Consider the following 24,834-nt stretch of genomic DNA (forward strand, 5'->3'; position numbering starts at 1 on the left):
GACCGCAAGGTCGAGGGCCGAAAGTGGCTGACATGACGAACCACCGCAACCAGCCGGTAGGCTCCACCGGACGCGCCGGAGGTGCCGGCGCAACGACCCACCGGGGAAAGCTGCAGATGAATCGAATCTCCCTCGTCGTCCTGGCTGCTGGGGCGCTGTGCCTGACGGTGGCCGGATGCGGTTCCGACGACGCCGCCGACGCGAACGGGCTGCGCAAGGGCACGCCGACCTCCAGCGCGAGTGCCACCACCACCAAGCCCGCCTCCGCGACGGGCGCGCCCGCCGCGGGTGCCGCCGTCACCTGCGCGCAGTTCAACGAGCTCGACAGCGACGGCGAGAAGCAGGCGATCGAGCAGATCCTGGCCGCCCACCCCGGCGGCCCCTTCGAGGGCAGCCCGAATGTGGCGCTCGGTACCGCGAAGCTGGTTTGCCTCGCGCCGGGCAACGCCGACAAGACCGTCGCCGAGGCCGCCGGGATCAAGCTCAGCTAGCGCAGCGGGCGCAGCCGGCGCCAGACCTGCGCACGGCCGGAGCGAAGCGGAGATACGCCTGAGCGCTGCTCAGTGGACCAGTGACTGCCAGTTCGCGGGCACCCGGTCGGCCGGTCCCGGCGCGGGCTGATCGATCGGGTGACTGGTCGGCGCAGCGAGTTCGGGCCCGCCGCTGTACATCTCGCTGGTGGTGAAGTTGTAGAACCAGTCCTCGCCGGGCTCGTAGCTCTGCATGAACGAGTGCCCGGTCGAGGCGAAATGCTTCGACGCGTGCTGACTCGGCGAGCTGTCACAGCAGCCGACGTGCCCGCATTTCGCGCAGCGCCGCAGATGCACCCACCAGCCGCCCGCGGCGTCGCACTCCGCGCAACCGGCCCCGCTGGGCGGCACGTTCGGGTCGATTCCTTCGAACTCTTCAGACATCACTGATCTCCTGTGTTCGACGGTGTGCTGTCGTTGTCCGCCTGCGGATCGAGCGGCAGGCGGACGATGAAACGGGTGCTGCCCGGTTCGGATTCGACCCGGATATCGCCATTGTGCTTGTTGACCACGATCCGGAACGAGATGTCGAGGCCGAGTCCGGTGCCGTCGCCGACGGGTTTGGTGGTGAAGAACGGCTCGAAGATCCGGCTCCTGACCTCGGGCGCGATGCCAGGCCCGGTGTCGCCGATCTCGACGGCGGCGCAGTCGTTCTCCTTGTAGGTGCGCACGGTCAGCGTGCCGGTGCCGCCCATCGCGTAGACCGCGTTGTCGATGAGGTTGGTCCACACCTGGTTGAGTTCGGCCGCGAAGCACGGGATCGGCGGCAGCGCCCGGTCGTAGTCCTTGACCACCCGCACGCCGTCGCCGAGTTTGCGGTTGAGCATCACCAGCGTGGAGTCGAGCAGCTCGTGCAGGTCGACCACCTGGTAGGGCGCGCGGTCCATCTGCGAGTACTGCTTGGCCGCGCCGACCAGGGTGGAGATGCGGGTCGTCGAGTCGGCGATCTCGTTCATCAGCAGTTCGGTCTCGATCGTGTAGTTCAGCCAGCGGATCGCGCCCTCGAACACCTGCGCCTGGCAGGCCTCGAGGGTCGCGTGCACGCCTTCGAGCCAGTCGATGTCGAGACCGGCTTGCACGAAGGTCGGCGCGAGGTTCCAGCCGTCGGCGATGCCGTGCTCGTCGAACCAGTCGGCCAGGCCGTCCTCGCGGTCGGCCGCCTCCAGCGGGGCCAGCTCGGGCGCCTTGGCGACCTGCTCGGCGGCCTGCTCCTGCAGTTCGACCAGCTTCACGAACGCCTCGGGCGTGAACTTGCCCTCGGCCATCATCTTGAGCTTGTGCCGCATGCCCGCGACGCGTTCGCGCAGCCCGGCGGTGGCGCGCACGGCGGCGGCGGCCGGATTGTTGAGCTCGTGGGTCAGCCCCGCCGACAGCGAACCCAGCGCCAGCAGCCGCTCCCGTTCCGCGATCCGCTGACCCGTCTTCTGCCCGCCGAAGAACGCGCCCTCGAGCAGGTGCACCGCCATCGGGAACCAGTCGGTGACCATGCGCGCGAAGTCGGCGGCGTCCAGCACGAGGAACCGGGAGCTCCGCAGGACATACATCGAGCCCGCGTAGTCCTGGCTCACCTTGTCGCCGAGGTAGGCCATCCACGCGCCCGCGTATACGCCGCGGTGGTCGGTGCGGTTGATCTCGATCTCGGTGCCGCCGGACAGCTTCGTCAGCCGCACCTCACCGTCGATCAGCACGTAGAAGCAGGTGGCGGGCTCGCCCTCGCGGTACACCGGTCCCGGGTCGATGTACTCGATCCGGCCTGCGGCGCACAGCTGCGCCAGCTGGTCGTCGTCGAGCTTCTCGAACAGGAACAGCGTGCGCAGTTCGTTCGGATCGCAGATCAAGGTCATTCCCGCTCCTAAGCCAGGTACCGATGCACGAGCATGACCGCCATCGCGCCCTCACCGACCGCGGAGGCCACCCGCTTGGCGGATTCGGCGTGCACGTCGCCTGCGACGAACACGCCGGGCACGCTGGTCTCGAGGTGGTGCGGTGGCCGTGGCAGTTCCCAGCCCGGCGGGCGGGCGCCGTCGATCATCAGGTCGGGGCCCGCGAGCACGTAGCCCGCCTCGTCCCTGGTGACGACGCCGTCGAGCCAGCCGGTCTGCGGCGCGGCGCCGATGAACAGGAACAACCGCTGCGCGTCGACCTTGTCCTCGGTGCCGGTCCGGTTGTCGCGCAGGATGATCCGCTCGAGGTGATCGTCACCGTCGACGCCGACCACCTCGGTCTCGGTGTGCACCACGATGTTCGGGATCTGCGCGATCTGCTGGATCAGATAGTGCGACATCGACTTCTCCAGCGCGTCGCCACGGACCACGATGTGCACGCGACGGGCGTTGCGGGACAGGAACACCGCCGCCTGCCCGGCCGAGTTGGCACCGCCGACGATGTAGACGTCCTGTTCGGCGCATTCGGCGGCTTCGGTCATCGCCGAGCCGTAATACACACCGCGCCCGGTGAATTCGTCCACACCGGGCGCCGGGTGCCGCCGGTAGTCGACGCCGGTCGCGATGAGTACCGTGTGCGCGCACAGCTTGCCGCCGTCGGCGAAGCGCACCGTGCGCGCCGATCCGTTGACCTCGAGCCCGACGACATCGCGGGTGGTGATGACCTCCGCGCCGAACTTGGCCGCCTGCCTGCGCGCCCGGTCGGCCAGCTGCGCACCGGACAAGCCGTCGGGGAAGCCGAGGTAGTTCTCGATCCGCGAACTCTGCCCGGCCTGCCCACCGGTGGCGGTGCGCTCGACCAGCACCGTGCGCAGACCCTCCGACGCGCCGTACACGGCGGCGCCGAGCCCGGCCGGTCCGCCGCCGACGACGATCAGGTCGTAGAAATCGCCGCTGGGTTCGACGGTGAGCCCGACGTTTTCGGCGAGCTCGCTGTCACTGGGCTGGATCAGCGCGGTGCCGCCCGCGGTGATCACCACCGGACAGGTCAGCGGATCGGCGCCCGCCGCCTCGAGCAGCCGGGCGCCCTCCGGCTCGTCAAGGGGGTACCAGCGGTACGGCAACTGATTGCGCGCCAAGAACTCTCGCACCTGCGAGGACCGTGGTGACCACCGATCGCCGACGACTTTCGTCTCGTGCACCGGCCGCTGTTCGGCGCTGCGCCAGGCATCGAGCAGTCCGTCGAGGACCGGGTAGAGCTTCTCCTCCGGCGGGTCCCACGGCTTGAGCAGATAGTGGTCGAGATCGATGACATTGATCGCGTCGATCGCGGCATTGGTGTCGGCGTAGGCGGTCAGCAGGACCCGGCGGGCATAGGGATGCAGGTCCATCGCCTGCTCCAGGAATTCGATGCCGTCCATGCCGGGCATCCGGTAGTCGGCGATCAGCACCGCGACCGGCTGGCCGCGCAGTTTCATCTCCCGCAGCGCCTCGAGCGCCTGCGGTCCCGATTCGGCCCGCAGAATCCGGTAGTCCGCGCCGTAGCGGCGGCGCAGATCGCGCACCACCGCCCGGGAGACACCGGGGTCGTCGTCAACGCTCAGAATGGCCGGTTTGGTTACCGCTGGAGTGCTCACCCGTAGAAGTATCCTCCTCGCCCGCGGTACCGCGGTGGTCAGAGCTGGTGATGCAGCACCAGCTCGAGTTCGCTGGGGGTGAGCAGGCGTTCGAGGCGTTCGTCGCGTTTGCGTCGGGTGAACGCGGCGCGCAGCGCGAAGCTGTCGTCCGGCTCGATGGTCGGCAGCAGGGGGACGTCGTTGGTGTGCCTGCGTGGCAGGAATGAGCGCAGTTTCACGGCCGATCACCTCGGGTTGACGACGGGAACGCTGGGAGCTGAGCATCGTCGATCAGCAGCGGTGGTAGCGAAAAGTTTGCCAGCATGTCCGGGTTGGTGCAAGTGGGACAGGGTGGACATGGCGAGCCCACCGCTCGGTGGCCTGCGGGAAGGCAGACCACCGCGGCGGTGGGCGTAGTTGCTGGTCGGTTATTGCCAGACAGGCAGCGTGACAACCTGTGCGGCGTAGGACAGTCCGGCGCCGAAGGCGATCAGCAGGGCCGTATCGCCCGGCTTCGACTCGCCCTTGCGTAGTAGGGCCTCCATGGCCAGCGGGATCGATGCTGCCGAGGTGTTGCCGGATTCCTCGATGTCGTTGGCCAGCGCGCAGTCCTCGGGCAGCTTGAGCACCCTGGCCATGATCTCGATGATCCGGCCGTTGGCCTGGTGCGGGATCATCGCGTCGAGCTGGTCGGTGGTCAGGCCCGCGCGGTCGATCGCGTCGCGGCAGACCTTCTCCAGTGAGTGCGCCGCCCAGCGGAACACCGCGGTGCCCTCCATCGCGAGGTAGGGACGCACCGCGTCGGTGCCCTTCTCCTCGATCTCGGCGAAGAACTCCATCCAGTCCTTGTTCTGGCGGATGGCGTGATGCTGGGTGCCGTCCGAGCCCCAGACGGTCGGGCCGATGCCCTGCTCCTCGGCCGGGCCGACGATGACGGCACCCGCGCCGTCGGCGAACAGGAACGCCGTCGCGCGGTCGGTGAAATCGACGGTGTTGGTCAGCTTCTCGACCCCGATCACCAGCACGTTCTTCGCCGTGCCAGCGCGCACGAGATCCGAGGCCATCGCCAGGGCGTGACAGAAGCCGGCGCAGCCGGCGGAGATGTCGAACGCGGCCGCGCCGGTCATGCCGAGATCGGTGGCGATCTGCGGCCCGATGGCGGGGGTGAGTAGGAGATGGGTCGAGGTCGCGACCATGACGCAGTCGACCTGATCGGCGGCCACACAGGATGAAGCCAACGCGTCCTTCGCGGCGGCGACACTCATGCTCTGGATGGTTTCCTCGGCGGAGGCGAAACGCCTGGTTCTGATTCCCGATCTGGTGCGGATCCACTCGTCACTCGAGTCGATCGGGCCCGCGACCTCGTCGTTTGTGACCACCCGGACGGGGCGATAGACGCCCAAACCGAGAATCGCGGTGTGCTCAGCTCCAGTCGTCTGGGCGATTCGAGCAGCCATTATGCGTCTCCTCTGTACCTGTCAACCTGCGGTTGCACCGCTGGGTGTACCCGAAGCATCGAAATCCGTCGCTCATCGCCCATGACCCGCGCATGGACAACATGTGAACGTGCAGACATGAGGCGTCCTCATATTAACGGCTTCGGTCCGCGAAGTCGTGTCATATGTCACAACCGTTACAGGTACCTTGGAGGCAAGGCGATTGCTCGCCGACCCATCGAGGGAACGAGGACACCATGCTCGGACTCGGGATTATCAGCTGGATCATCATCGGCGGCCTCGCCGGTTGGATTGCGAGCAAGTTCATGAAGACCGACGCGCAGCAGGGGATCCTGCTCAATATCGTCGTCGGAATCGTCGGTGGCCTGCTCGGCGGTTTCGTGCTCAGCCTCTTCGGCGTCGACGTCGAGGGCGCTGGCTGGATCTTCAGTTTCTTCACCTGTCTGGCGGGCGCCTGCGTCCTGCTGTTCCTGGTGAAGCTGTTCACAGGACGTAGAGCGGCACACTGACCACGGGTGGAAGCGGTGGGGTTCCCGTAAGGTGTGAACGCTTGCGTTGTCGTCACATCACGAAAGAGGGAGCCCGTGGCACGCCGCCCCACCCCGCCCGGCACGCCCGACACCACCGCCGTCGGCCACATGGTCGACCTGGTGCGGGCCGCTGTACCTCCACTGCACCCCGCCGGCCTCCCGTTTGTCGCGGTGCCGCTGGCGGTCGCGGTCGTCGGCGGACGGAACAAATGGGTGCGCCGGGCAGGTCTGTCCGCCGCTGCCGCCTGTGCCGCCTTCTTCCGGCACCCGCACCGGGTGCCGCCGAACCGGCCGGGCATCGTCGTCGCGCCCGCCGACGGTGAGGTCGCGCTCGTCGATACCGCGGTGCCGCCCGCCGAGCTCGGACTCGGCGATCAGCCGCTGCCGCGCGTCAGCATCTTCCTGTCCGTTCTCGATGTGCACGTGCAGCGCGTTCCCGTGTCCGGGACCGTGCGCGAGGTGCTGCATCAGCCGGGCAAGTTCCTCTCGGCCGATCTGCCCGAGGCCAGCGACGCCAACGAGCGCAACAGCATGCTCATCGACACCGACGGCGGCAAGCAGGTCGTCGTCGTGCAGATCGCCGGTCTGCTGGCGCGCCGCATCGTCTGTGACGCGCGCGTCGGCGATGTGCTCACCATCGGCGACACCTACGGCTTGATCCGGTTCGGCTCCCGTGTCGACACCTATTTCCCGGTCGGCACCGAACTGCTGGTCGCCCCCGGCCAGCGCACGATCGGGGCCGAAACCGTCCTGGCTGTGCTGGGATGATCGAACAGGCCGCACGCCGAAAGCACCGGCGCTCGGTGCGGTTGCTGCCGAGTGTCGTCACCATCCTCGCGCTGTGTGCGGGCCTGTCCGCGGTGAAGTTCGGGCTCGACGGCGAGCTGGACGTGGCGCTGGCCATGGTCGGCGCCGCCGCCGTGCTCGACACCCTCGACGGCCGCCTGGCCAGGATGCTCGACGCCACGAGCAAGATGGGCGCCGAACTGGACTCGCTCTCGGACGCGATCTCCTTCGGCGTCGCGCCCGCGCTCGTCCTCTACGTCACCCTGCTCGACGGCTACAGCGCGGGCTGGATCGTCGCCCTGCTGTACGCGGTGAGCCTGGTGCTGCGCCTGGCTCGCTTCAACACCCTGCTCGACGACGATTCCCGCCCGAACTGGGCGCGGGAGTACTTCGTCGGCGTGCCCGCCCCGGCGGGCGCGTTGATCGCGCTGGTCCCGATCGCGCTGAAGGTGCAGTTCGGCGACGGCTGGTGGGACAGCTTCGCCTTCGTCGCCGCCTGGACGATCTTCGCCGCGCTGCTGTGCGTGAGCACCATCCCGACCCTGGCGATGAAGTCGGTGTCGGTCGCTCCCCAGGCGGCCGCGGGCCTGCTGGTGCTGACGGCCCTGGCCGCCGCCCTGCTGGTGACCTACCCGATCGTCCTGCTGCTCATCCTGGTCGCCCTCTACCTGGCGCACATCCCGTTCGCCTGGCGCTCGGCGCGCTGGGTGGCGGCGCGGCCGGAGACCTGGCAGCACAAACCGGCCGAACGCCGGGCCCAGCGGCGCGCCCAGAGCCGGATCCCGCAGATCCGCCGCCCGGCGATCCGTGGGTCCGCCCGGCTGCGGCTGCGTCGTCCGCGGGACTGAGTTTCGGCGGCCGACGGGCCGCGGGATTCGACTGTCGGCCCGGTATCCGGGAAGCGGGATATCCGGCCGACAGCGTCGCGCCGAACGGGCGGGTCAGGGTGTAGATCGGTTTCGCCGTAACGCCGCGACGAGTCTGCCTGTCCAGGGGGCAACGGCGATCAGCACGAGCACGATCGACCACGGCACCCGCCACCACCAGCGCAGGCCGTCCTCGCCGGTCGGCGGTTCCCCGGTAAGCAGCCGAGCCGTCGACGACCACACCACAAACGCGTCCCCGATCGGCGACACCCCGAACGCATACCGCTTGGACCCGGGCAGACTGACCGGCAGACCGAGCAGCTCACCTTCGGCGCCGATCGCGGCGGCCAGCTCGCTGTCGCCGTTCACCCGGGCAGCCCCGAGCCCGACCACGGTGGCGGACAAGCTGATTCCGGCTACCAGCGGCCCCGAATCCACGTCGCCGACACCGTCGACACCCTTGGGGTATTCGCGCAGAGCAGGCCCGAAACCGCCTGGATAGGACAGGTACTGCTCGCGATACAGGGCGTACTGACTGCGCGCGAAGGCCGGATCGATCTCCGGCAGGAACCGGTGGATCACCGATTGCGAGGTCGCCCGCGCACCGTCGAGCTGTGACCCGTCCGGCGACACCTCGTGCGGCATCAGCCCGGTGGCGGGATCGAGCCGGCTCTGCACCGCCCCGAGCCACCGTGCCGTCACCGCCCCGAACTTGTCGTCGAACAATTGGTCGTGCAATTGCAGCGAGGCCACGGCCACAGTGGAATCGACCGGCCAGGCTTGTCCGTGATAGGCCTGCAAGAACGGCGTCTCCGATGCGGCGAAAGCCTGCGCGATCTCCGCACTGTGCGCGGAAAACCGCTGCACCTCAGCGGAATCAGACGCATCGAGCGACAGGATCGCCCCACGCAACCAGTTGGTCCACCCGGCCCAGAACACCCCATACGCAGGCTGCAACGTCGGACTGAACACGGCCCGACCCTCCTCGGACTCCAATCGATCCAGCGCCCACCGGGATTCGCGCAGCGCGTCCTCGCGAAGACCCGGATCGGTGTGCGCCGCCTGCACCCACGAGAGGCCGTAGAGCGCGTTCAGAAAGAAGTGCCCCTCCGGAAACTGCGCCTGCGCAGCGACATCCGCCCCATCGTCGAGCGCGTCCCGGACGAACGCCAGCTGCCGCTCGGTCGACTCGGGCTGGTCATCGATTCCCGGCTGCGGCCACAGGAACCTGCCCATGCCGACCACGCAGGCCAGCGTCACGACAATCCCCACGATGCGCAATCCCCACCGGGCCGAGCGCCGAAATCTCCCCATGCCGACACTCTGCCACCGATTGGTCGTCAACTAACGATTGACGATCAGGAATCGTCAACCTAGAGTTGACGCATGAGCACACCGAATTTCCGCCTCGACGATCTGATCGACGGCATCAAGAAGGCCCGCCCCGACAACGTCCTCGACCAGCTCACCGACGCCGTGGTGGTCGCAGGCAACCTCGGCGAGACCGCCGATCACCTGATCGGCCACTTCGTCGACCAGGCCCGCCGCTCCGGCGCCTCCTGGACCGATATCGGCGCGAGCATGGGTGTCAGCAAGCAGGCCGCGCAGAAGCGCTTCGTCCCCAAGCAGCCCGGCGACGCCGCGGCCATGGACCCGCAGGCCGGGTTCGCCAAGTTCACCGAACGCGCCCGGCAGGTGGTCGTCGGCTCCCAGGAGGCTGCCCGCGAGGCCGGCAACGGTCAGATCGTGATCGGGCATCTGATCCTCGGCCTGATCCGCCAGTCCGAGGGATTGGCCGCCAAGGAGATCATCGCCCGTGGCGTCACCCCGGAGTCGGTCCAGGCGGCGGCCACCGCGTCGCTGCCGCCGGCGGGCGGGGAGATCCCCGCGCTCATCCCGTTCGACGGTGAGACGAAGAAGGTCCTCGAACTCACCTTTCGCGAGGCGCTGCGCCTCGGTCACAACTACATCGGCACCGAACACATCCTGCTCGCGCTGCTCGAACAGGAGAACGGCACTGGCGTGCTCAGCGACCTCGGCCTGGACAAGGCTGTTGTAGAAGCCGAACTCGTCGAGCTGCTGAATCAGTTCCTGGCGGCGTCACAGGACGAGTCCTGACGCGGGGCGCGCCCGGTGTGTTCCTCCGCGCCGGGCGCGACCTTGCACTCTCACCACCCGAGTGCTAAAAATGCTTTGGCACTCGCGTCTGTTGAGTGCCAGGTCGGGACGGTGAGGCCGGGTTCCATCGACACCCTCGGTCGTCCGTCGCGGGCACCGCACCTGGCCAGCGTACTTTGGGGCGATCCAACCTGTGGTCGTCTCGTGTGTCAGCCATAGACATGTGGAGGATCTCAACGCAATGGCCAAGACAATTGCGTACGACGAAGAGGCCCGTCGCGGTCTCGAGCGGGGTCTGAACGCCCTCGCCGACGCTGTCAAGGTGACGCTGGGCCCGAAGGGTCGCAACGTCGTGCTCGAGAAGAAGTGGGGCGCCCCCACGATCACCAACGATGGTGTGTCCATCGCCAAGGAGATCGACCTCGAGGACCCGTACGAGAAGATCGGCGCCGAGCTGGTCAAGGAAGTCGCCAAGAAGACGGACGACGTCGCGGGCGACGGCACCACCACCGCCACCGTGCTCGCCCAGGCGCTCGTGCGTGAGGGCCTGCGCAACGTCGCGGCCGGCGCCAACCCGCTGGGCCTGAAGCGCGGCATCGAGAAGGCCGTCGAGGCCGTCACCGCCAAGCTGCTCGACACCGCCAAGGAGGTCGAGACCAAGGAGCAGATCGCTGCCACCGCCGGTATCTCGGCAGGCGACTCGTCCATCGGTGAGCTCATCGCCGAGGCCATGGACAAGGTCGGCAAGGAAGGCGTCATCACCGTCGAGGAGAGCAACACCTTCGGTCTCCAGCTGGAGCTCACCGAGGGCATGCGCTTCGACAAGGGCTACATCTCCGGTTACTTCGTGACCGACCCCGAGCGTCAGGAAGCGGTCCTCGAGGACCCGTACATCCTGCTGGTGTCGGCCAAGATCTCGACCGTCAAGGACCTGCTGCCGCTGCTGGAGAAGGTCATCCAGGCCGGCAAGCCGCTGCTGATCATCGCCGAGGACGTCGAGGGCGAGGCCCTGTCGACCCTGGTCGTGAACAAGATCCGTGGCACCTTCAAGTCCGTCGCCGTCAAGGCGCCCGGCTTCGGTGACCGCCGCAAGGCGCAGCTCGCCGACATCGCCATCCTCACCGGTGGCGAGGTCATCAGCGAAGAGGTCGGCCTCTCCCTGGAGACCGCCGGTCTGGAGCTGCTCGGCCAGGCCCGCAAGGTCGTCGTCACCAAGGACGAGACCACCATCGTCGAGGGCGCTGGCGACGCGGAGGCCATCAAGGGCCGCGTTGCGCAGATCCGCACCGAGATCGAGAACTCGGACTCGGACTACGACCGTGAGAAGCTGCAGGAGCGTCTGGCCAAGCTGGCCGGCGGTGTCGCGGTGATCAAGGCCGGTGCCGCCACCGAGGTCGAGCTCAAGGAGCGCAAGCACCGCATCGAAGATGCCGTGCGCAACGCCAAGGCTGCCGTCGAAGAGGGCATCGTCGCCGGTGGTGGCGTGGCCCTGCTCCAGGCCGCCCCCGCGCTGGACGGCTTCAGCGGCCTGTCGGCCGACGAGGCCACCGGTGTCAACATCGTGCGCGTCGCGCTGTCGGCCCCGCTGAAGCAGATCGCCTTCAACGCCGGCCTCGAGCCCGGCGTCGTCGCCGAGAAGGTCTCCAACCTCCCCGAGGGCGAAGGCCTGAACGCCGACTCCGGCGTCTACGAGAACCTGCTGGCCGCCGGCGTTGCCGACCCGGTCAAGGTCACCCGTTCGGCCCTGCAGAACGCGGCCTCCATCGCGGCCCTGTTCCTCACCACCGAGGCCGTCGTCGCCGACAAGCCGGAGAAGGCCGCCCCCGCGGGCGACCCCACCGGCGGCATGGGCGGCATGGACTTCTGATCCCCCCGGATCACTAGTTCTCGCGAAGTCACGAAGGCCGGTCCACTCCCGAGTGGACCGGCCTTCGGTCTGTCCGGCGAAGAAGGAACTCGCGCCGCCATCCGGCGAGTAGACCGTTCGCTGTCGCCGGCGTAACCCGGTGTCGCGGAAGCTGTCTCACCCCACCGGCGTCAGCCGCAACCTCTCCGCCAGTTCGTTGAAGATGTAGAAATTGGGGATGGTGCCGACCGGGGCCAGGGAGCGCCAGGTGCCGGTGAGCTTGAGGCGGATGTGGCCGCTGCGGGCGTCGATGAGCTGGATGTTCTCCCAGGGGAAGGATTCGCCCTGGAAGTGGAGGGCGTCGAGGGAGAGGCCGATGTCGCCGAAGGACACGGTGTCGCCGTTGTCGATGGCGTCGACGGCGGCGGGGAGTTGCGTTGCGGTGACCGCGGATTGGATGGCGCGGGCCCAGTCGCGGGCGCGGGCGAAGCCTTCTTCGTCGATGCTGGCTTCGACACCGCCGGGGCCGGTGAGCGCGAGGTAATAGGACACCGCCGTGGTGTCGTGGAAGGGGATCATCTGCTGGCGCACTTCGGTACTGTCCCAGCGGAATCCGGCGACGCGCTGGCCCGAACGGTAGACGGTGACGCCGTGGTCGAAAAGGTCGATGCGCGCGGCGCGGTTCTGCCGGTTGAGGATTCCGCGACGGAATGCCAAGAGAACAGGGAGCGCGGCGATCACGAGTAGCGCGACGCCACCCTGCCAGGCGCCGACGGCGGCGCAGATGACGCCTATGGTGGCTGTGGTGCCCGCCACGATGCCGCAGCCACGGACGAATGTGTCGTCGGCGGGGGTCGCGAGGTAGGTATCACGGTGCGCGCCGAGCTGCTGATACTCCGCCATCAGGTGTATCAGCTGGGTCAACGGCGCCCTGTGCCGGACTTCGGCTACGTCCTCCGGCCTGTTCGGAGTGATCAATCGTCCCTCCATGAGGCGTTTTCATCCGCGGCGAAGCGTATTCGACGAGGCCGATTACCGCCACTGGTGGGCCGACAATGCGGTAAACCCAGCTGGACATGCGACTGTTCAGCGTTGCGGATCGAGCAGCCGGGAGACCACCGCGTCCACCAGTTCGTCGGTGGCGGGCAGGGTCTGCGGCGCGATCCTGGCCAGCTGATTGAACCCGTGATAGATGCTGACGGCCACGCTCGCGCGGGTGTAGGCCTGCGGATCGGGCACCCCGAGCAGCCGCAATTGCGCGGCGACATAGTCGATCCGGCGTTCGGCGACCCGGCTCATCGCGGCGGCGACGGCGGGCTGATCCACCGAGGCGAGCAGCGCGAGATCCTCCCTGCCGTGCGCGGCGTACTCGATGACGTGGGTGAAGAGTTGCCGCAATCGTTGTGCGGGCCCTGGCAATTGATCGAGCTCGTCGATGACGTCCTGCGTGCCGCGCTGCTCCCACCGCGCGAGCACGGCCTCGACCAGTGCGGCGCGATCCTTGAAATGCCAGTAGAAGCTGCCCTTGGTCGCACCGAGTCGTTTGGCCAGCGGTTCGACCGCCACCGCGGCCAGCCCGCCTTCGCCGAGGGCGTCCAACGCGGCCTGCGCCCAGTCGTCGGCGGTCAACCTGCGCGCGGCCGACCTCACGTTCTCCTCCTGCGGCATCCCCATACGCTACCGTATGGTCGTTGGTGCGTACTCGATAGTCTGGACAGGTGCTGTTTCTGGACGAAGGCTCGCGCACCGGCCCGGTGATCGTGTTCGTGCACGGCATCCCCGGCTCGGTCGACTGGTTCGCGGCGGTCGCCGAACGGCTGGCCGGCGACTACCGGGTGATCAGGGTGGATGTCCGCGATCAAGGCGCGGAATCCGGTGATTTCACGGCCGCGGCCCGGACCGCCCCGATCCTCGCACTGCTCGGCGAGCTCGACCTGTCGCAGGTCACGGTGGTCGGACATTCGTTCGGCGCCGAGATCGCCCTCGAGCTGGCTGCGGTGTCGCCGCGGGTGGCCCGCGTGGTGGTGATCGGCCAGGCGCCGGACTACCACGCCGCCAGCATCCCGACCGCCGCCAAATGGGTGGTCCGCCCGTGGACGGTGCGGCTGGCGCAGCGCTGGACACCAAGCCTGGTGATCCGCCTGGCCAACCGGACCGTGTTCGCGCCTCGCTTCCGCTACGACTCCGCGCCCGGCCTTGCCGACGCGATGGTCCGCGATTTCCGCGCCGCCGTCCCCGCCGGCCTCGCCTACGCCGTCGGTGCACGGGCCGACGACTTCGCCGCGCGCCCGCTCGACGAGCGGGTGGCCGCACTCGACCTGCCGGTCCTGGCCGTCCACGGCAGACACGACCTCCTCTACGACAGCGCGGCCACCCTGGACAGATACGCCGCGGCGGGCGCGCGCACCCACCTCGTCGAGCACGCAGGCCACTCGCCGCAGGTCGAGCAGCCGGACGAATTCGTCGCCGTCCTCAGGGAATTCGTCGGCGAGGCCTGACTCAGAACCCGTCGACGGCCGACACCACGAACGTTCCCGGCGCGCCCGCATCGCCCATCGGCCCGCCCTTGTCGAACTGTGACGACACGATCAGCGCCCGATCGCCCGAGTGCACCATCGTCGTGGGGATATTCAGTGCGGGATCATGGAATTCGCGATCACGCGTCGCCGCGTCGCCGCGGTCGCTGACGGTCCAGCGGCTGATGGTGTTCTCGGTGTTGTGGACCACCCACAGGGTGTTGTCGCGCAGTTCCATGCCGTCGCCGTGGCGCACGTCGCCGCCGGTCAGCGCGACCTTGCGGATCGGCTCGGCGCCGGTCAGGTCGATCCGGTACAGCTCGCCCGCCGACATCGCGACGACGAGCAGATACGTCCCTGCCGGATCGGCGACGATGCCGTTCAGTTCGAAGGTCTTCGCGTCGCGCGGTCCGAGCACCGGACCCAGGTCGTAAGCGACCCCCAATTCGCCACGGCCCGTGGCCACTTGGTCCGGGGTGACCCGATAGACGACATTGCGGACACTGTCGGTCAGATAGGCGCTCCCGTCGGCCCCGAAGTCGAGATCGTTGACGAAACGCGGAGCGGCGCCCGCCACCTCGAACCGGGCCAGCAGCGCGCGGGAGCCGATGTCGTACACCGCGACTCCCACACCCGAATCGATCACCCACAGCCTGCCGTCCCGGTCGACCCGCACGCCGTTGGTGGTCTTACGGCCGTCCGCGCCGGCGGGCAGGAACACTTCCGCGCGCTCGGCTCCCGCGGCCGCCCGATAGACCGTGCCGTCGGCGAACGAGCCGACGTAGCTGTCACCGGAGCGGGCGTCAAGCGCGATGCCCTCGGGGTACACAGCGTTGCCGGGCAGCTCGAAGGCGGTGCGAAACGTGGGCGTGGCGTCGGTTCCGCACGCCGTCGCGGACAGACAGGCGACGGCCATGGCGATGGTGGCGCTGGACCTGATCATGATGAAGCCTCTCAGTGATGTAATGCCAGACATCAAACGATGGGCAGAAATGTAGATTAGAGTTCTAATGATCGTCAAGGGCATTACGTGATGACGGGCGGATACCATGCACGCATGACGTCCATGCCCGCCGCCGAGAGGCTCGGCACGTATATCAAGCGCGCCGAGCAGGCCCTGATCGCGGCGAAGACCGCCGCGCTGAAGCCGGCCGGGCTGACGGTCCCGCAGTACAGCGCCCTGCTGCACCTCGCGGAGAACCCCGGCATCTCCGCCGCGGCGCTGGCCAGACTGGCGGGGGTGACGCCGCCGACCATGAACACCGTCCTGACCAACCTCCAGGACCGTGGCCTGGTCGAGCGCACGCCGCACGAGTGGCACAAGAACGTGCTGGAGACCCGGCTGACCGAGGCAGGCCGGGAGGTGACCGCCGCGGGGGACGTGAACGCGGTCGCGGTGGAGCGTGACCTCGCGGCCCGGTTCACCGCCGAGGAGCTCGCGACGGTGACGGCTCTGCTCACGCGCACGGCGGAGGCTCTGGAGGAGATCAGGCAAGACCTGCCGTGACCCCGAAACGACGAGAGCCCGCCGGAAGATCCGGCGGGCTCTCGAGGTGTGTGCGGGTCAGCGCTCCGCGACAGCCTTGACCTTGCTGAGGGTTTCGTGCATGCCCGCGACCAGGTCGGCCTCGAACTTCTCCTCGCCGCCGAGGGCGACCTTGATCGTCCCGCGCAGCCACGCGGGCACGCCCTTGACGGGGTCGACGGTGCGGGTCTCGACAACGCGGGTGCCGGTAGCGGTCGGTTCGAGCTCGTAGCGCCACACCGTGCGGTTCTCGTTCATCCGGAACGCGATGGACTTGTTGGGCTCGTAGCTCACGATGCGCGAGGTGGTCGGGTACACCTTCCAGCCGACCTTGTTCAGATTGACGGTGTAGGCGCCGTCGCGGACCCCACCGACGGCGATCATCTTCAGCGTGGTCGGGCTGAGCTCGGGCATGCGGCGCAGGTCGGCCAGGATCGACCACACCTTCTCCGGCGCTGCGGCGATGTCGATGCTGGCTTCGAGATTGTTCGGCAACGGTGCCTCCGGGATGGGTGTGACGGACTGTCACGCACAGCATAGGCATCGTCGACCAGGGGATCTTCCGCCTGTGGTCGGATTTTTCGCAGCGTGGTCGCAACACTGTTCAAAAGGTTTGCGGCCGAATAATTTTCGTTCGACGGTCACGAGTTCCAGCTTCGAGCCCCGGCTTGCTGGGCGGCAACCCTCCATCGGCGGCGGGGTGCTCCGGGTGACGACCGGATGGCGGGGGAGTTCCCACCCGCCATAAGCGTCCTTCTGAAGGGTTCATCCATGTCTGTTGTCCAACTCGACTCCACCACCCGTGCCCCGGAAACGGTGGCGACCACGTTCGTCGTGGTGGCCGACCGGTTTCTCGGTATCTCCGCGGACGACCGGGTGCACACCGTGTCGGGCCTCGTCGCCCTGTTGCGCAGCGGCCGCCTGGCCGATCGGGAGTTGACGGTGCACTTGGGGCAGGGCATCACCCGGCACGATCTCGACTACCTCGACCATGTCGCGCAGACCGCGGGGGCCGGGTTGCGGGTGGTCGGGGAGATCGCCGAGCCCGCCCGCCGCCATCACGTGCACAAGTACCAGCACTCCAATGTGCTGCTGGCCGGGCTGACCAGGGAAGCCGAGAACCTCTTCCGCGCCGATCTGCGCCTCGACAGCGACAACGAACTGCTGCTCGACCATCAGACCGGCGAGCACGTGCAGGGCATCGTGGTGATCGAGGCGGTGCGCCAGCTGTTCCTGGCCGCGTTCGAACTCGAGTACGGCGTGCGCAGGCCGCAGGAGCACTTCTACATCGTGTGGAACAACGTGGACCTGCGGTTCACCTCGTTCCTGTTCCCGCTGCCCGCGACCCTGCACGCCCGGCTCACACCGGTCTCGGTGGACGACCCTGGCAAGCTGCAGTTCGTCATCGAGACCGAGGTGCGCCAATTCGGCAAGACCGTGGCCGACTCGCGCGTCGAGTTCACCGCGCTGCCCAACGAGCGCATCGCGCAGATCGAGCGGGCCAAGGCGGCCAAGGCTGTCACCGCGCACCTGGCGGAGTCGGCATGAGCGAGCGGCGAGCAGGCGCCGGCGCGGCGTTCTTCGATGTCGACGAAACACTGATCACCGTCAAGAGCATGTTCGCGTTCCTGCGGCACTGGCTCGCCGAGAACGGTGACGACGGCGGCGAGTACGCGCGCATCACCGACGAGATCAAGGAGCGCGCGGCGGCGGGAACCCCGCGCGAGGAGATCAACCGCCACTACTACCGGGTCTATCGCGGAGTCGAGTACGCCGCGCTCGCGGAATCGGGGAAGCGCTGGTTCGGCGCCTTCGCCGCCGACGGTGCGCCGTTCTATCTCGACACCCTGGAAGCTCTGCGCGCACATCATGATTCGGGTGTGCGCACGGTGCTGCTATCCGGGTCGTTCGCGCCGGCGATCGCCCCGGTGGCGGACGCGGTGGGCGCCGATCACATCATCGCCACCGAACCGGTGCTCGACGAACATGGCGTGCTGACCGGCGAGGTGCACCGCCCGATGATCGGCGAGGCCAAAGGCGAAGCGGTGGTGGCCTACCTCCGCGAACACGGCATCAGCCCCGACGACACCTGGGGTTACGGCGATCACAGCACGGACCTGCCGTTCCTGTGGATCGTCGCGCACCCCTTCCACCGCGGCGACGACCCGCACCTGCTTGCCGCCGCGACCGCAGCCTGGCGCAGGCTCGGTGACCGGGTCGGCGACGCGAACGGCACCGAAATCGCCGACGATCGAAAGGTGGTGTCCGCATGGTGAAACGACTCTACGACCTGACGCCGACCACGCAGGGCCCGCTGTATCCGCCCAGTGAAATCGTGGACGCCGATGGCAATTTCCTCGTCGTCGGTTTCCTCAACGAAGCGGGCCCAGACGGCACGGTGACGCGTCGATGGGGACGTGCCGTCGTCGCGGCCGACACCCCACTGCCCGCGTTCGGCGAGAACCTGCCGTACCGGGTGATTCGTGAACTGCCCGAGCAGCTTTCAGCGGACGACGCGAACGTGGTCCTGCACACGCTCCCGTTGCCACTGCCCGCGCACAACTACCCGATGGTCTTCGCTCCGGACCAGTTCCCGAACGCAGGGGAGGTGGTGCGACCCAGCTATCCCTTCCACGAGGTGCCGATCCCTGATCTGCGCCCCGAGGACGGTCGCAAACTCACCGAGCCGGTCACGCTCGGCCGCTGGCTGGAAGCACGTGGCACGGTAGAGGTCTCCGTCAGCGACGACGAACGGCACGGCGAATTCCGTTTCGAGCTCAGTGGATTGATCCCCGATTCGCTCTACACGATCATGTCCCTGCGCTCGGGCGACCTGAATCCGGCCGCACCCACCCGCCCCGGCCCACTCGGTGTCCCCAATGTCTTCATCACGGCCGCCGATGGCACCGCCACCTACCGGGCCACCCTCCCCAACCCGTTCCCCGACCCGACTACCCCCGGCGCGAACCGCATCATCAGCGTGGTCGTCCTCTGGCAGAGCTATCAGCAGAACTACGGCGGCGCGATCGGCCACTTCGGCCTCGGCGGCGACATCCACGCCCAGCTCAAACTCCCCACCCCGACCTTCGAGGAGTTCCACACCCGCCCCTGACCGAACGCGTCGGCCCCGGCGCCCTCACCCTCGCTCTGTCACCCAGGCCGGCAGCGCTTCCCGCGCTGCCAGCCATTCCTCCGGCACACCGCCCGGCGTCCCGATTCCCGTGCGCGCGGCCACGATTCCGCCGACTATCGCCGCGGTGGTGTCCGCATCCCCACCAGCCTCGACACACGCGGTGATCGCGGCGGGATAGTCGTCGAGGAAGCTCGCCGCCGCCCACAGCGTGAATGGCACCGTGTCCTGCGCGCTGACCTGCGCACCATTACCCAGTTCATAGGAAGCTTCGGCCACCGATCGCCCGAGGAGCTTCTTGGCGCGCCGCACCCCACTCGCCGTCCGCCCGTCGATCAGATACGGCTCCACCGCGTCCAGTAGTTCCTGTGGCGCACAGTCCTTTCCACGGCTGATGGCCGCCCAGCTAGCAGCCACCGCGACAATCATCGCCCCTACGATCGCCTCCGGATGCCGATGTGTCACCTCGGCAGCCGACGCCGCCTCCGCCGCGGCCCGATCGAACTCCCCGGCGAAATACGCCCCGAGCGGCGCCACCCGCATCGCCGCACCGTTCCCCCACGAGCCCTGGCCGTCGAACAAGGCCCCGGCAGCCTCAGCCCACGGCCGCCCATCCCGAATCTGGTGCAGCACGACAACGGTCCCACCGCTGTACCCGCGATACGGCTCGCACCGATCGGCAAAGGTGGCCGCCAGCGCATCCCGCTCGATACGCCCTCGTTCCCGCACCTCGGTGAACACCGAGCACGCCATCTCGGTGTCATCGGTCCACTCCCAAGGACCGGCGGGCGGCCGCCCGGCGAGAAGATCGGAAACTGATCGCCCAGGTACGAAGAACTGGGCTCCTAACGCATCGCCTACCGACAGCCCATCCAGGCTGTCCCGAGCTGTCTCGAATCGGTCCATCATGTGCGAACCATCCTGCCAACCAATAGTGGTCGATGCAACCAGAACCGGTGCAGCGTTGCCATCCGCCGTGGAATTGGTGTTGCTACGCGTCGTGAGGGTTTGTGATGATCACCCGCATGGTCATGGGGCGGGACAAGGCATTGGTCGAGTTGCACCGGTCGCTGGGCGCGCGGTACCGGCCTGAGGTTGTGGCCCAGCTCGTGTGGCACTGCCTGAAGGGTGATCTGCGGAGGGCTGAGCGAAGCAAGCTGGCCGGAGTCGCGGAGGAAGCGGGCCGCTGGGACGGGTTGAGTTCCATGTCCGAGGATTTCGCACGGCCGGTCGGCGGCGCGCACCAAGTCGCGGCTACCAGCCGGCTGTTCGATGTCGCCGCGAGGGTCGATGCCGACGCCCCCACCTCGCTCATGGCGTTCGCCCAGTCGGTCGGCGCGGAGATCCGTTTCGACCCCGAACACGCGGACTTCCTCGCCGATCGACTGAACCGGCAGCAGCGCACGTCCGCGGGCATGGACATCTCGAAGCGCCAGTACAACCGCAGGTTCCGGGCATTGCGCCGGTTGACGGCCAAAGCGGACAAGCTGGCGGGTGAGCAGAACAAGCGGCAGCTCACGGTGCAGGCGCGCGCCGGCTTCGCCGCAGAGCTCACCCTCGAACGATTCCGGGCGGACCCGAACGCGGCGTGCTTCGTGGCCTACTACACGGCCAAGCGCAAGCTCCGCCGCGAGTTCACGCTGTCCGGGCGCGACAATCCCTTCGACGAGATCGCCGAACTTCTCTTCGCGCGGTGCCGCGAGAAGGGAAACACCGACTGGTGGATGATCGCCCAGGTCTACGCGACTCCGGAGGTTCTCGACCGCCTCACCGACGAACAACGCGGCCTGCTCCTGGGCCGGTGGTTCGCCGTGCTGCGCGCTACGGCGGAGATGCTGGAAAAGGTGTGGGCTGCCGGCGAATTCGATCGCGAGCGCATGGTCGTGCGCCGGGGCAATGACTCCTCGACCTGGAACCTGCTGTGCGGGGCGTACAACACGGCACGAGCAGCGTGGCTGTCTTGTCTGACGGCAAGCGGGGCGAGCGACCTGCTGGACACGGTGTGCCCCGGCAAGGCGATGATGCTGATCGCCGGTGACCTGGTGGCCTGGCACTCCGTGTCCGGCTCGGGCTTGCACCCGGACACCCGGGTCTGGGCGGCCTTGCCGCTGCCGTGGGAAGTACTCGCCGGACGCGAGGACTGCACCGCGTCCGAGGTGGCCGTGGCCTGTGAATCGGTCGGCGTCGACCCTGTCCGTAATGGCTGGACCGCGCCGAAACCGCCGGGGCCGGTCGGCACGTTCCGCCCGACTCCCGAACTCGTGCACGGCGTCTCGGTCGCGGACCCGTTGTGGGCCATGCTCCTTCGCAGTGCGGGAGCCTTCAGTGGCACACCGATCAAGGCTGGCTACGTCGCCGAACTGTCGGCGGAATCCGGTGGACACCCGCCCTCGTGATGAGGCACGATCGCGGGGTTGTCGTAGCTCAGTGGTAGAGCGCCCGGCTCTTAACCGGGTGGACGCCGGTTCGAGCCCGGCCGACAGCACCGGCGGATGTCTTGTCGTAGCTCAGCGGTAGAGCGCCCGGCTCTGGCCCGGGTGGACGCCGGTTCGAGCCCGGTCGACCAGACATCCGCCCCTCACTCCACCGATCCGTCGCTCTCGGACTCGTCTGGGTAGGCGAAGTCTTCGATGGTCCAGGGATCGGTCGGTTGGTCGCGCCAGGCCAGTTTGCCGGGTGGCAGGGCTGCCAGTTCGGTGACGGCGGAGTCGGCGTCCACCACGTGCTGGATGTGGAGGAGGGTCGCGGTGTCGGGGTCGAGCGGGTCGTCGGAGCCGTCGCCGATGATCCAGTCACCCTCGGGGTCGTGGACCACGACCAGCGCGGGGCGTTCGCCGGACGCGACGGTGTTGTAGACGCAGGCAGCGAGATCGTCGGGGAAGGCGAGACCGTAGGACTCGGGCGGCGGGTCGCTGGGATTGCGATCGGGAAGCGCGGGGGTGGCGGTGCGCCACTGCTCGGTCACCGAACCGAGGTCGTAGAACCACAGCCCGTCGGCATGTCCCTGCGCGAGAGTGGCTTTGGTTTCCTCGATGTCGCTGCTCGCCGGGACATTCAGCGCGACAAGGCCGGTGCGGCTGCCCTCCCCGTCGACCCCGAGCGGTTCGAAGGCGTCGAGTACCGCCTGGCGAACTTCCGCACGCAGACATCCGTCGGCCGGGATGACCCGGATCGTGCAGTTCCCGGACGATTCGAGCACCTCTCCCGCCCACAGCACGCCGTCGTCGCCGGCCTCGACCGCGATGACATCGCCGCACGCGACATCGCGTGCGTGAAAAGGGATGTTGTCCAGCCGAACCCGAGTTTCGTCGACCCGCACCGCCCACATCCGCTCCGTGGCGAACGAATGCCACCCCGCCGGATCGTCCGGCAGCCGAAACACCACCCGGACATAGTCGACCCCGTCACCCGCACCCACCGTCATACCGGAGAGCATGCCAGGGGATACGGCCGACGAATCAGGCGACATTCCACGTTCGGTCGCCCAGCCGGACGACGACGTCCACTGATCCGCCGAGCGCGGCGACATACGAGCGGATGGCATCGATCCCGGAGATCTCGCCCCGCTCGATCTTCGACACCCTGGCTTGGGTGACGCCCAAGGTATCGGCGAGTGCGACCTGAGTGATCCCCATCGCCTTTCTGATCTCGGCCAGCTGATGCCCGCGAAGGTACGACTCGTGACGTTCGTCTGCTTTGCGCGAACCTGCCGCACGCTCGGCAGACGACCGTGGATCCTGCTGCCGCGCCCTTGTTTTGACGTCTTTCCACTTGCTGAATTCCGTACTCATGGCTGCCGCTCCTTCAACGCTTCCAAGTGCTCGGCGAAGCGCTTGTCGGCCAGCGGTATCGCCCCGCTGTACCAACCCTGCCAGTTATTGGATTTGTCGCCGGCCACCAACATCACCGCTTCGCGGGCCGGGTCGAAGGCGAACAGTATCCGCACCTCTGTAGTGCCGGTCGAGGCAGGCCGTAGCTCCTTCATATTGTGATATCGGCTGCCCTTGATGCGATCGACCAGCGGCCGGCCCACACACGGGCCCTCTGACATCAGGTGATCGATTGCCCGCTCGATCAGGTCACCCGTTTCCGGGTCTCCATCGCAGATGGCCAAGAACCATGACTCCACCTCCGGATGCAGGACAATCTCCCAGGTCACCAGCCTCAGTATAACCAAATTGTCATATCCGGTCCATGGCTGACAGCCGGGCGTGATCCATTAGGGCTCGAGCGGCCCGATCACCTGGTACGCAGTTTGGTTGATGCGAAAGCCAGGGTGGACCCGGTGAATCCGAGGGCGGCGATGACCAGTGCCACGGCGGTGAAACCGTTGCCTGCGACCAGGTTGGTCAGCTGGGGGCCTGTGGCGGCGCCGAGGAACAGGGCGAAGGTGTAGAGGGCGGTGGCCGCGCCTCTGGCTTCGCCTGCCCGGGCGGCGATCGCCTGGACGGCTGCGGGAGCGGCGATGGCGACCGAGGCGACAAAGACGAAAAGCCAGGCGGCGACCCAGAGGCCGCCCAAGGGGACGGCAGTGATGCCTGCGGCCGCGCCTGCCGCGGCGAGTGCGCTGATCAGGCGCAGTTCCGGATTGATCGCCGCCAATCTGGTGGCCAGCAGGGGGATCGCGATCATGGCCGGGATCGCGCTGGCTCGCAGTGCGAGCAGTGCGGCACCGCCGGCACCGGCGCCGGCAGGCGGCGCCAGCTGGACGCCGGTGTAGATGCCGACGAAGGAGCCGAGGACGGCGAGGCAGCTCAGGTAGAGCAGGGTCAGGCGCGGGGTGCGCAGCAGGGTGGCGAACGCGGTGAACACTGTGCCCGCCGATGCCGCGGCCCGGCGCTTGCCCGGCTCGAGGACGGCGTGCAGCACCACGGCCGACACCGTGAAACTCAGTGCACCGGTGACGAATACCGCCCGCCACCCGAACACGTCGTCGATGACCTGGGCCAGCACCTGCGCGATCACGCCCGCACCGAGGAAAGAGCTGGTCAGGCAGGTCAGGGCGAAGACGCGTCGGGCGGGAGCGATGCGCTCGGCGAGGTAGGCGAAGGCCGCGGGGGCGAAGAAGGACGCGGTGAGTCCTTGCAGAATCCGGGCGGCGAGTCCGGCGCCGAGGTTCGGTGCGGTGATCACCACCAGCGTGGACACCGCGGTCGCGGCGAGGCCGGTCACGATCACGGGCCTGCGCCCCCACCGGTCCGACAGCGGCCCGGTCACCAGGAATCCGGCGCCGTAGGCCAGCCCGAACGCGGTGGTCGTCCAGGTCGCCGCGGCGCGGGAGGTGCCCCACGCCGCGGCCAGATCGCCCAGGACCGGAAGCACCACGTACAACTGCCCGACGACGAGAATGCCGACGGCGCAGATCGTCGCGACGGTGCGCCCGGTCGGCGCCCACGTCTCAGTAGTCGCCGGCGAGCTCACGCGCACGTTCCTTGGCCGCGGCGAAGCCGACCTGCGGGTCCTCGGTGAGCACGGTCGGGGCGAAGCGGATCTCGGCGACGTCCTTCACGCCGATGAATCGCAGCCAGTCCTGCACGAACGGGGTGGCGAAGTCGTTGCCGAACTGGATCGGCACGCCCGGCTGGTGCACACCGCTGGTGTACACGGTGACGGCCCGCTTGCCGTCGAGCAGGCCGGTGTAGCCGACCTCGGGATCGAAGCCGAACGCCCACCCGGGCTGGGTGACGATGTCGACGTACTGCTTGAGGATGTAGGGCACCCCGTGGTTCCAGATCGGGATGTTGACGACATACAGATCGGCGGCGGCGAACCGGTCGAACACGGCGCGTGCCTGCTCCCAGGCGGCGACCTGTTCCGGCGTCTGCTCCGACCCGGTGAACACGGCCAGTTTGGCCGCGGCCGCATCGGTGCCGAATTCGGGCAGTCCCGCGTCGAACAGGTCGAGCGTGTCGACCTGCAAGCCGGAATCCTTCGCGGCGAGCGTTTCGATGAAAGTCTGTGCAATGGCGCGAGATTGACTGAATTCGCCGCGTGCGGAGGCATTGATGTGCAGCAGAGTGGTCATGGGGAA

At 68.0% G+C, this 24,834-nt stretch carries 28 protein-coding genes, 2 tRNA genes and 1 riboswitch; of the genes, 14 read left to right on the forward strand and 16 right to left on the reverse strand.

Going from position 1 to position 24,834, the window contains the following annotated elements; all coding sequences use genetic code 11:
- Positions 1 to 116: 116 nt before the first annotated feature.
- Positions 117 to 491, forward strand: a complete 375-nt coding sequence (locus tag ACFWF2_RS03870) for a hypothetical protein (RefSeq protein ID WP_379304332.1) — start codon at positions 117 to 119, stop codon at positions 489 to 491.
- Between the two features lie 69 nt (positions 492 to 560).
- Here the strand turns inward: ACFWF2_RS03870 and ACFWF2_RS03875 are convergent, their stop codons facing one another.
- The 5 genes from ACFWF2_RS03875 to ACFWF2_RS03895 all read right to left on the reverse strand — a co-directional run bounded on the left by ACFWF2_RS03875 (position 561) and on the right by ACFWF2_RS03895 (position 5,486).
- On the reverse strand, positions 561 to 914 hold the full coding sequence (locus ACFWF2_RS03875; protein ID WP_379304334.1) for a UBP-type zinc finger domain-containing protein: 354 nt from the start codon (positions 912 to 914) through the stop codon (positions 561 to 563).
- Positions 914 to 2,374, reverse strand: a complete 1,461-nt coding sequence (locus tag ACFWF2_RS03880; protein WP_379304336.1) for an ATP-binding protein — start codon at positions 2,372 to 2,374, stop codon at positions 914 to 916. Before ACFWF2_RS03880 ends, ACFWF2_RS03875 begins: the two co-directional genes overlap by 1 nt.
- An 8-nt stretch (positions 2,375 to 2,382) precedes the next feature.
- The gene (locus tag ACFWF2_RS03885; RefSeq protein WP_379304338.1) at positions 2,383 to 4,050 is read right to left on the reverse strand and encodes an FAD-dependent oxidoreductase; all 1,668 of its coding nucleotides are present in this window, start codon (positions 4,048 to 4,050) and stop codon (positions 2,383 to 2,385) included.
- A 38-nt stretch (positions 4,051 to 4,088) separates the two neighbouring features.
- Complete coding sequence (locus ACFWF2_RS03890; protein ID WP_379304340.1) at positions 4,089 to 4,268, reverse strand: hypothetical protein; 180 nt, start codon at positions 4,266 to 4,268, stop codon at positions 4,089 to 4,091.
- 189 nt (positions 4,269 to 4,457) lie between these two features.
- On the reverse strand, positions 4,458 to 5,486 hold the full coding sequence (locus ACFWF2_RS03895; protein WP_379304342.1) for a beta-ketoacyl-ACP synthase III: 1,029 nt from the start codon (positions 5,484 to 5,486) through the stop codon (positions 4,458 to 4,460).
- 236 nt (positions 5,487 to 5,722) lie between these two features.
- On the opposite strand from ACFWF2_RS03895, the gene ACFWF2_RS03900 reads away from it, so the two are divergent.
- The 3 genes from ACFWF2_RS03900 to ACFWF2_RS03910 all read left to right on the forward strand — a co-directional run bounded on the left by ACFWF2_RS03900 (position 5,723) and on the right by ACFWF2_RS03910 (position 7,650).
- Positions 5,723 to 5,995 (forward strand): GlsB/YeaQ/YmgE family stress response membrane protein, encoded by a 273-nt coding sequence (locus tag ACFWF2_RS03900; protein WP_379304344.1) that lies wholly within the window; start codon positions 5,723 to 5,725, stop codon positions 5,993 to 5,995.
- A gap of 75 nt (positions 5,996 to 6,070) precedes the next feature.
- On the forward strand, positions 6,071 to 6,784 hold the full coding sequence (locus tag ACFWF2_RS03905) for a phosphatidylserine decarboxylase (RefSeq protein ID WP_379304346.1): 714 nt from the start codon (positions 6,071 to 6,073) through the stop codon (positions 6,782 to 6,784).
- Positions 6,781 to 7,650 carry a CDP-alcohol phosphatidyltransferase family protein gene (locus ACFWF2_RS03910; RefSeq protein WP_379304348.1) on the forward strand — a complete coding sequence of 290 codons (870 nt, stop codon included), beginning with the start codon at positions 6,781 to 6,783 and terminating at the stop codon, positions 7,648 to 7,650. The genes ACFWF2_RS03905 and ACFWF2_RS03910 overlap by 4 nt, the downstream gene beginning before the upstream one ends.
- Positions 7,651 to 7,743: 93 nt before the next feature.
- On the opposite strand, the gene ACFWF2_RS03915 is transcribed toward ACFWF2_RS03910, so the two are convergent.
- Positions 7,744 to 8,940 (reverse strand): hypothetical protein, encoded by a 1,197-nt coding sequence (locus tag ACFWF2_RS03915; protein WP_379304350.1) that lies wholly within the window; start codon positions 8,938 to 8,940, stop codon positions 7,744 to 7,746.
- Positions 8,941 to 9,054: 114 nt separating this feature from the next.
- On the opposite strand from ACFWF2_RS03915, the gene ACFWF2_RS03920 reads away from it, so the two are divergent.
- Complete coding sequence (locus tag ACFWF2_RS03920) at positions 9,055 to 9,786, forward strand: Clp protease N-terminal domain-containing protein (RefSeq protein ID WP_379304352.1); 732 nt, start codon at positions 9,055 to 9,057, stop codon at positions 9,784 to 9,786.
- Between the two features lie 241 nt (positions 9,787 to 10,027).
- A complete protein-coding gene (gene groL / locus ACFWF2_RS03925; protein WP_379304354.1) occupies positions 10,028 to 11,653 on the forward strand; it encodes a chaperonin GroEL in 1,626 nt (541 codons plus the stop codon).
- Between the two features lie 156 nt (positions 11,654 to 11,809).
- Here groL and ACFWF2_RS03930 read toward each other — a convergent pair whose 3' ends face one another.
- Together ACFWF2_RS03930 and ACFWF2_RS03935 are read right to left on the reverse strand one after the other, a co-directional pair.
- Positions 11,810 to 12,610: a DUF6585 family protein gene (locus tag ACFWF2_RS03930; RefSeq protein ID WP_379304356.1), complete on the reverse strand. Its 801-nt coding sequence runs from the start codon at positions 12,608 to 12,610 to the stop codon at positions 11,810 to 11,812.
- Positions 12,611 to 12,718: 108 nt separating this feature from the next.
- Positions 12,719 to 13,300 (reverse strand): TetR/AcrR family transcriptional regulator, encoded by a 582-nt coding sequence (locus ACFWF2_RS03935; RefSeq protein ID WP_379304358.1) that lies wholly within the window; start codon positions 13,298 to 13,300, stop codon positions 12,719 to 12,721.
- Between the two features lie 50 nt (positions 13,301 to 13,350).
- Between ACFWF2_RS03935 and ACFWF2_RS03940 the strand changes: the two genes are divergently transcribed.
- Positions 13,351 to 14,130 carry an alpha/beta fold hydrolase gene (locus tag ACFWF2_RS03940; protein ID WP_379304360.1) on the forward strand — a complete coding sequence of 260 codons (780 nt, stop codon included), beginning with the start codon at positions 13,351 to 13,353 and terminating at the stop codon, positions 14,128 to 14,130.
- Position 14,131: 1 nt separating this feature from the next.
- On the opposite strand, the gene ACFWF2_RS03945 is transcribed toward ACFWF2_RS03940, so the two are convergent.
- Positions 14,132 to 15,091 carry an SMP-30/gluconolactonase/LRE family protein gene (locus ACFWF2_RS03945; protein WP_379304362.1) on the reverse strand — a complete coding sequence of 320 codons (960 nt, stop codon included), beginning with the start codon at positions 15,089 to 15,091 and terminating at the stop codon, positions 14,132 to 14,134.
- A 114-nt stretch (positions 15,092 to 15,205) separates the two neighbouring features.
- Here ACFWF2_RS03945 and ACFWF2_RS03950 point away from each other — a divergent pair, with 114 nt between their 5' ends.
- Positions 15,206 to 15,655 carry a MarR family winged helix-turn-helix transcriptional regulator gene (locus ACFWF2_RS03950; RefSeq protein WP_379304364.1) on the forward strand — a complete coding sequence of 150 codons (450 nt, stop codon included), beginning with the start codon at positions 15,206 to 15,208 and terminating at the stop codon, positions 15,653 to 15,655.
- A gap of 57 nt (positions 15,656 to 15,712) precedes the next feature.
- Here ACFWF2_RS03950 and ACFWF2_RS03955 read toward each other — a convergent pair whose 3' ends face one another.
- A complete protein-coding gene (locus tag ACFWF2_RS03955) occupies positions 15,713 to 16,168 on the reverse strand; it encodes an SRPBCC family protein (RefSeq protein ID WP_379304366.1) in 456 nt (151 codons plus the stop codon).
- Positions 16,169 to 16,312: 144 nt separating this feature from the next.
- Positions 16,313 to 16,430: riboswitch (SAM riboswitch) on the forward strand.
- 14 nt (positions 16,431 to 16,444) lie between these two features.
- On the opposite strand from ACFWF2_RS03955, the gene ACFWF2_RS03960 reads away from it, so the two are divergent.
- Genes ACFWF2_RS03960 through ACFWF2_RS03970 form a run of 3 tightly spaced genes read left to right on the forward strand, consistent with a single transcriptional unit; the run spans position 16,445 to position 18,785 of the window.
- Complete coding sequence (locus tag ACFWF2_RS03960; protein ID WP_379304368.1) at positions 16,445 to 17,221, forward strand: AfsA-related hotdog domain-containing protein; 777 nt, start codon at positions 16,445 to 16,447, stop codon at positions 17,219 to 17,221.
- Positions 17,218 to 17,949, forward strand: a complete 732-nt coding sequence (locus ACFWF2_RS03965; RefSeq protein ID WP_379304370.1) for an HAD family hydrolase — start codon at positions 17,218 to 17,220, stop codon at positions 17,947 to 17,949. Before ACFWF2_RS03960 ends, ACFWF2_RS03965 begins: the two co-directional genes overlap by 4 nt.
- A complete protein-coding gene (locus tag ACFWF2_RS03970; protein WP_379304372.1) occupies positions 17,943 to 18,785 on the forward strand; it encodes a hypothetical protein in 843 nt (280 codons plus the stop codon). Before ACFWF2_RS03965 ends, ACFWF2_RS03970 begins: the two co-directional genes overlap by 7 nt.
- A gap of 24 nt (positions 18,786 to 18,809) precedes the next feature.
- Here the strand turns inward: ACFWF2_RS03970 and ACFWF2_RS03975 are convergent, their stop codons facing one another.
- Positions 18,810 to 19,712: an ADP-ribosylglycohydrolase family protein gene (locus ACFWF2_RS03975; RefSeq protein ID WP_379304374.1), complete on the reverse strand. Its 903-nt coding sequence runs from the start codon at positions 19,710 to 19,712 to the stop codon at positions 18,810 to 18,812.
- A 104-nt stretch (positions 19,713 to 19,816) separates the two neighbouring features.
- Between ACFWF2_RS03975 and ACFWF2_RS03980 the strand changes: the two genes are divergently transcribed.
- The 3 genes from ACFWF2_RS03980 to ACFWF2_RS03990 all read left to right on the forward strand — a co-directional run bounded on the left by ACFWF2_RS03980 (position 19,817) and on the right by ACFWF2_RS03990 (position 21,371).
- Positions 19,817 to 21,199 carry a hypothetical protein gene (locus ACFWF2_RS03980; protein WP_379304376.1) on the forward strand — a complete coding sequence of 461 codons (1,383 nt, stop codon included), beginning with the start codon at positions 19,817 to 19,819 and terminating at the stop codon, positions 21,197 to 21,199.
- A gap of 17 nt (positions 21,200 to 21,216) precedes the next feature.
- A tRNA-Lys gene (locus ACFWF2_RS03985) sits at positions 21,217 to 21,288 on the forward strand.
- A gap of 11 nt (positions 21,289 to 21,299) precedes the next feature.
- Positions 21,300 to 21,371: transfer RNA gene (locus ACFWF2_RS03990), tRNA-Gln, on the forward strand.
- A gap of 10 nt (positions 21,372 to 21,381) precedes the next feature.
- On the opposite strand, the gene ACFWF2_RS03995 is transcribed toward ACFWF2_RS03990, so the two are convergent.
- From ACFWF2_RS03995 to ACFWF2_RS04015, 5 genes are all read right to left on the reverse strand, one after another.
- Entirely contained in the window at positions 21,382 to 22,227 is an 846-nt protein-coding gene (locus ACFWF2_RS03995) for a DUF4265 domain-containing protein (RefSeq protein ID WP_379304378.1), read from the reverse strand.
- A gap of 34 nt (positions 22,228 to 22,261) precedes the next feature.
- Positions 22,262 to 22,594 (reverse strand): helix-turn-helix domain-containing protein, encoded by a 333-nt coding sequence (locus ACFWF2_RS04000; protein WP_379304380.1) that lies wholly within the window; start codon positions 22,592 to 22,594, stop codon positions 22,262 to 22,264.
- Positions 22,591 to 22,962 (reverse strand): type II toxin-antitoxin system RelE/ParE family toxin, encoded by a 372-nt coding sequence (locus ACFWF2_RS04005; protein WP_379078057.1) that lies wholly within the window; start codon positions 22,960 to 22,962, stop codon positions 22,591 to 22,593. The genes ACFWF2_RS04000 and ACFWF2_RS04005 overlap by 4 nt, the downstream gene beginning before the upstream one ends.
- 80 nt (positions 22,963 to 23,042) lie before the next feature.
- Complete coding sequence (locus ACFWF2_RS04010) at positions 23,043 to 24,224, reverse strand: MFS transporter (RefSeq protein ID WP_379304383.1); 1,182 nt, start codon at positions 24,222 to 24,224, stop codon at positions 23,043 to 23,045.
- Complete coding sequence (locus ACFWF2_RS04015; RefSeq protein WP_379304385.1) at positions 24,202 to 24,828, reverse strand: FMN-dependent NADH-azoreductase; 627 nt, start codon at positions 24,826 to 24,828, stop codon at positions 24,202 to 24,204. The genes ACFWF2_RS04010 and ACFWF2_RS04015 overlap by 23 nt, the downstream gene beginning before the upstream one ends.
- Between the last annotated feature and the right edge of the window lie 6 nt (positions 24,829 to 24,834).

It is taken from the genome of Nocardia sp. NPDC060259 (assembly GCF_042728775.1).
Classification (GTDB): Bacteria; Actinomycetota; Actinomycetes; order Mycobacteriales; family Mycobacteriaceae; genus Nocardia.

Excerpts from the sequence above, each read along its gene's own strand:
- ACFWF2_RS03870 (WP_379304332.1), top strand. The coding sequence starts at position 117 with ATGAATCGAATCTCCCTCGTCGTCCTGGCTGCTGGGGCGCTGTGCCTG.
- ACFWF2_RS03875 (WP_379304334.1), bottom strand. The coding sequence starts at position 914 with ATGTCTGAAGAGTTCGAAGGAATCGACCCGAACGTGCCGCCCAGCGGG.
- ACFWF2_RS03880 (WP_379304336.1), bottom strand. The coding sequence starts at position 2,374 with ATGACCTTGATCTGCGATCCGAACGAACTGCGCACGCTGTTCCTGTTC.
- ACFWF2_RS03895 (WP_379304342.1), bottom strand. The coding sequence starts at position 5,486 with ATGGCTGCTCGAATCGCCCAGACGACTGGAGCTGAGCACACCGCGATT.
- ACFWF2_RS03900 (WP_379304344.1), top strand. The coding sequence starts at position 5,723 with ATGCTCGGACTCGGGATTATCAGCTGGATCATCATCGGCGGCCTCGCC.
- ACFWF2_RS03910 (WP_379304348.1), top strand. The coding sequence starts at position 6,781 with ATGATCGAACAGGCCGCACGCCGAAAGCACCGGCGCTCGGTGCGGTTG.
- ACFWF2_RS03920 (WP_379304352.1), top strand. The coding sequence starts at position 9,055 with ATGAGCACACCGAATTTCCGCCTCGACGATCTGATCGACGGCATCAAG.
- groL (WP_379304354.1), top strand. The coding sequence starts at position 10,028 with ATGGCCAAGACAATTGCGTACGACGAAGAGGCCCGTCGCGGTCTCGAG.
- ACFWF2_RS03935 (WP_379304358.1), bottom strand. The coding sequence starts at position 13,300 with ATGCCGCAGGAGGAGAACGTGAGGTCGGCCGCGCGCAGGTTGACCGCC.
- ACFWF2_RS03945 (WP_379304362.1), bottom strand. The coding sequence starts at position 15,091 with ATGATCAGGTCCAGCGCCACCATCGCCATGGCCGTCGCCTGTCTGTCC.
- ACFWF2_RS03950 (WP_379304364.1), top strand. The coding sequence starts at position 15,206 with ATGACGTCCATGCCCGCCGCCGAGAGGCTCGGCACGTATATCAAGCGC.
- ACFWF2_RS03960 (WP_379304368.1), top strand. The coding sequence starts at position 16,445 with ATGTCTGTTGTCCAACTCGACTCCACCACCCGTGCCCCGGAAACGGTG.
- ACFWF2_RS03965 (WP_379304370.1), top strand. The coding sequence starts at position 17,218 with ATGAGCGAGCGGCGAGCAGGCGCCGGCGCGGCGTTCTTCGATGTCGAC.
- ACFWF2_RS03970 (WP_379304372.1), top strand. The coding sequence starts at position 17,943 with ATGGTGAAACGACTCTACGACCTGACGCCGACCACGCAGGGCCCGCTG.
- ACFWF2_RS03975 (WP_379304374.1), bottom strand. The coding sequence starts at position 19,712 with ATGATGGACCGATTCGAGACAGCTCGGGACAGCCTGGATGGGCTGTCG.
- ACFWF2_RS03980 (WP_379304376.1), top strand. The coding sequence starts at position 19,817 with ATGATCACCCGCATGGTCATGGGGCGGGACAAGGCATTGGTCGAGTTG.
- ACFWF2_RS03995 (WP_379304378.1), bottom strand. The coding sequence starts at position 22,227 with ATGACGGTGGGTGCGGGTGACGGGGTCGACTATGTCCGGGTGGTGTTT.
- ACFWF2_RS04000 (WP_379304380.1), bottom strand. The coding sequence starts at position 22,594 with ATGAGTACGGAATTCAGCAAGTGGAAAGACGTCAAAACAAGGGCGCGG.
- ACFWF2_RS04015 (WP_379304385.1), bottom strand. The coding sequence starts at position 24,828 with ATGACCACTCTGCTGCACATCAATGCCTCCGCACGCGGCGAATTCAGT.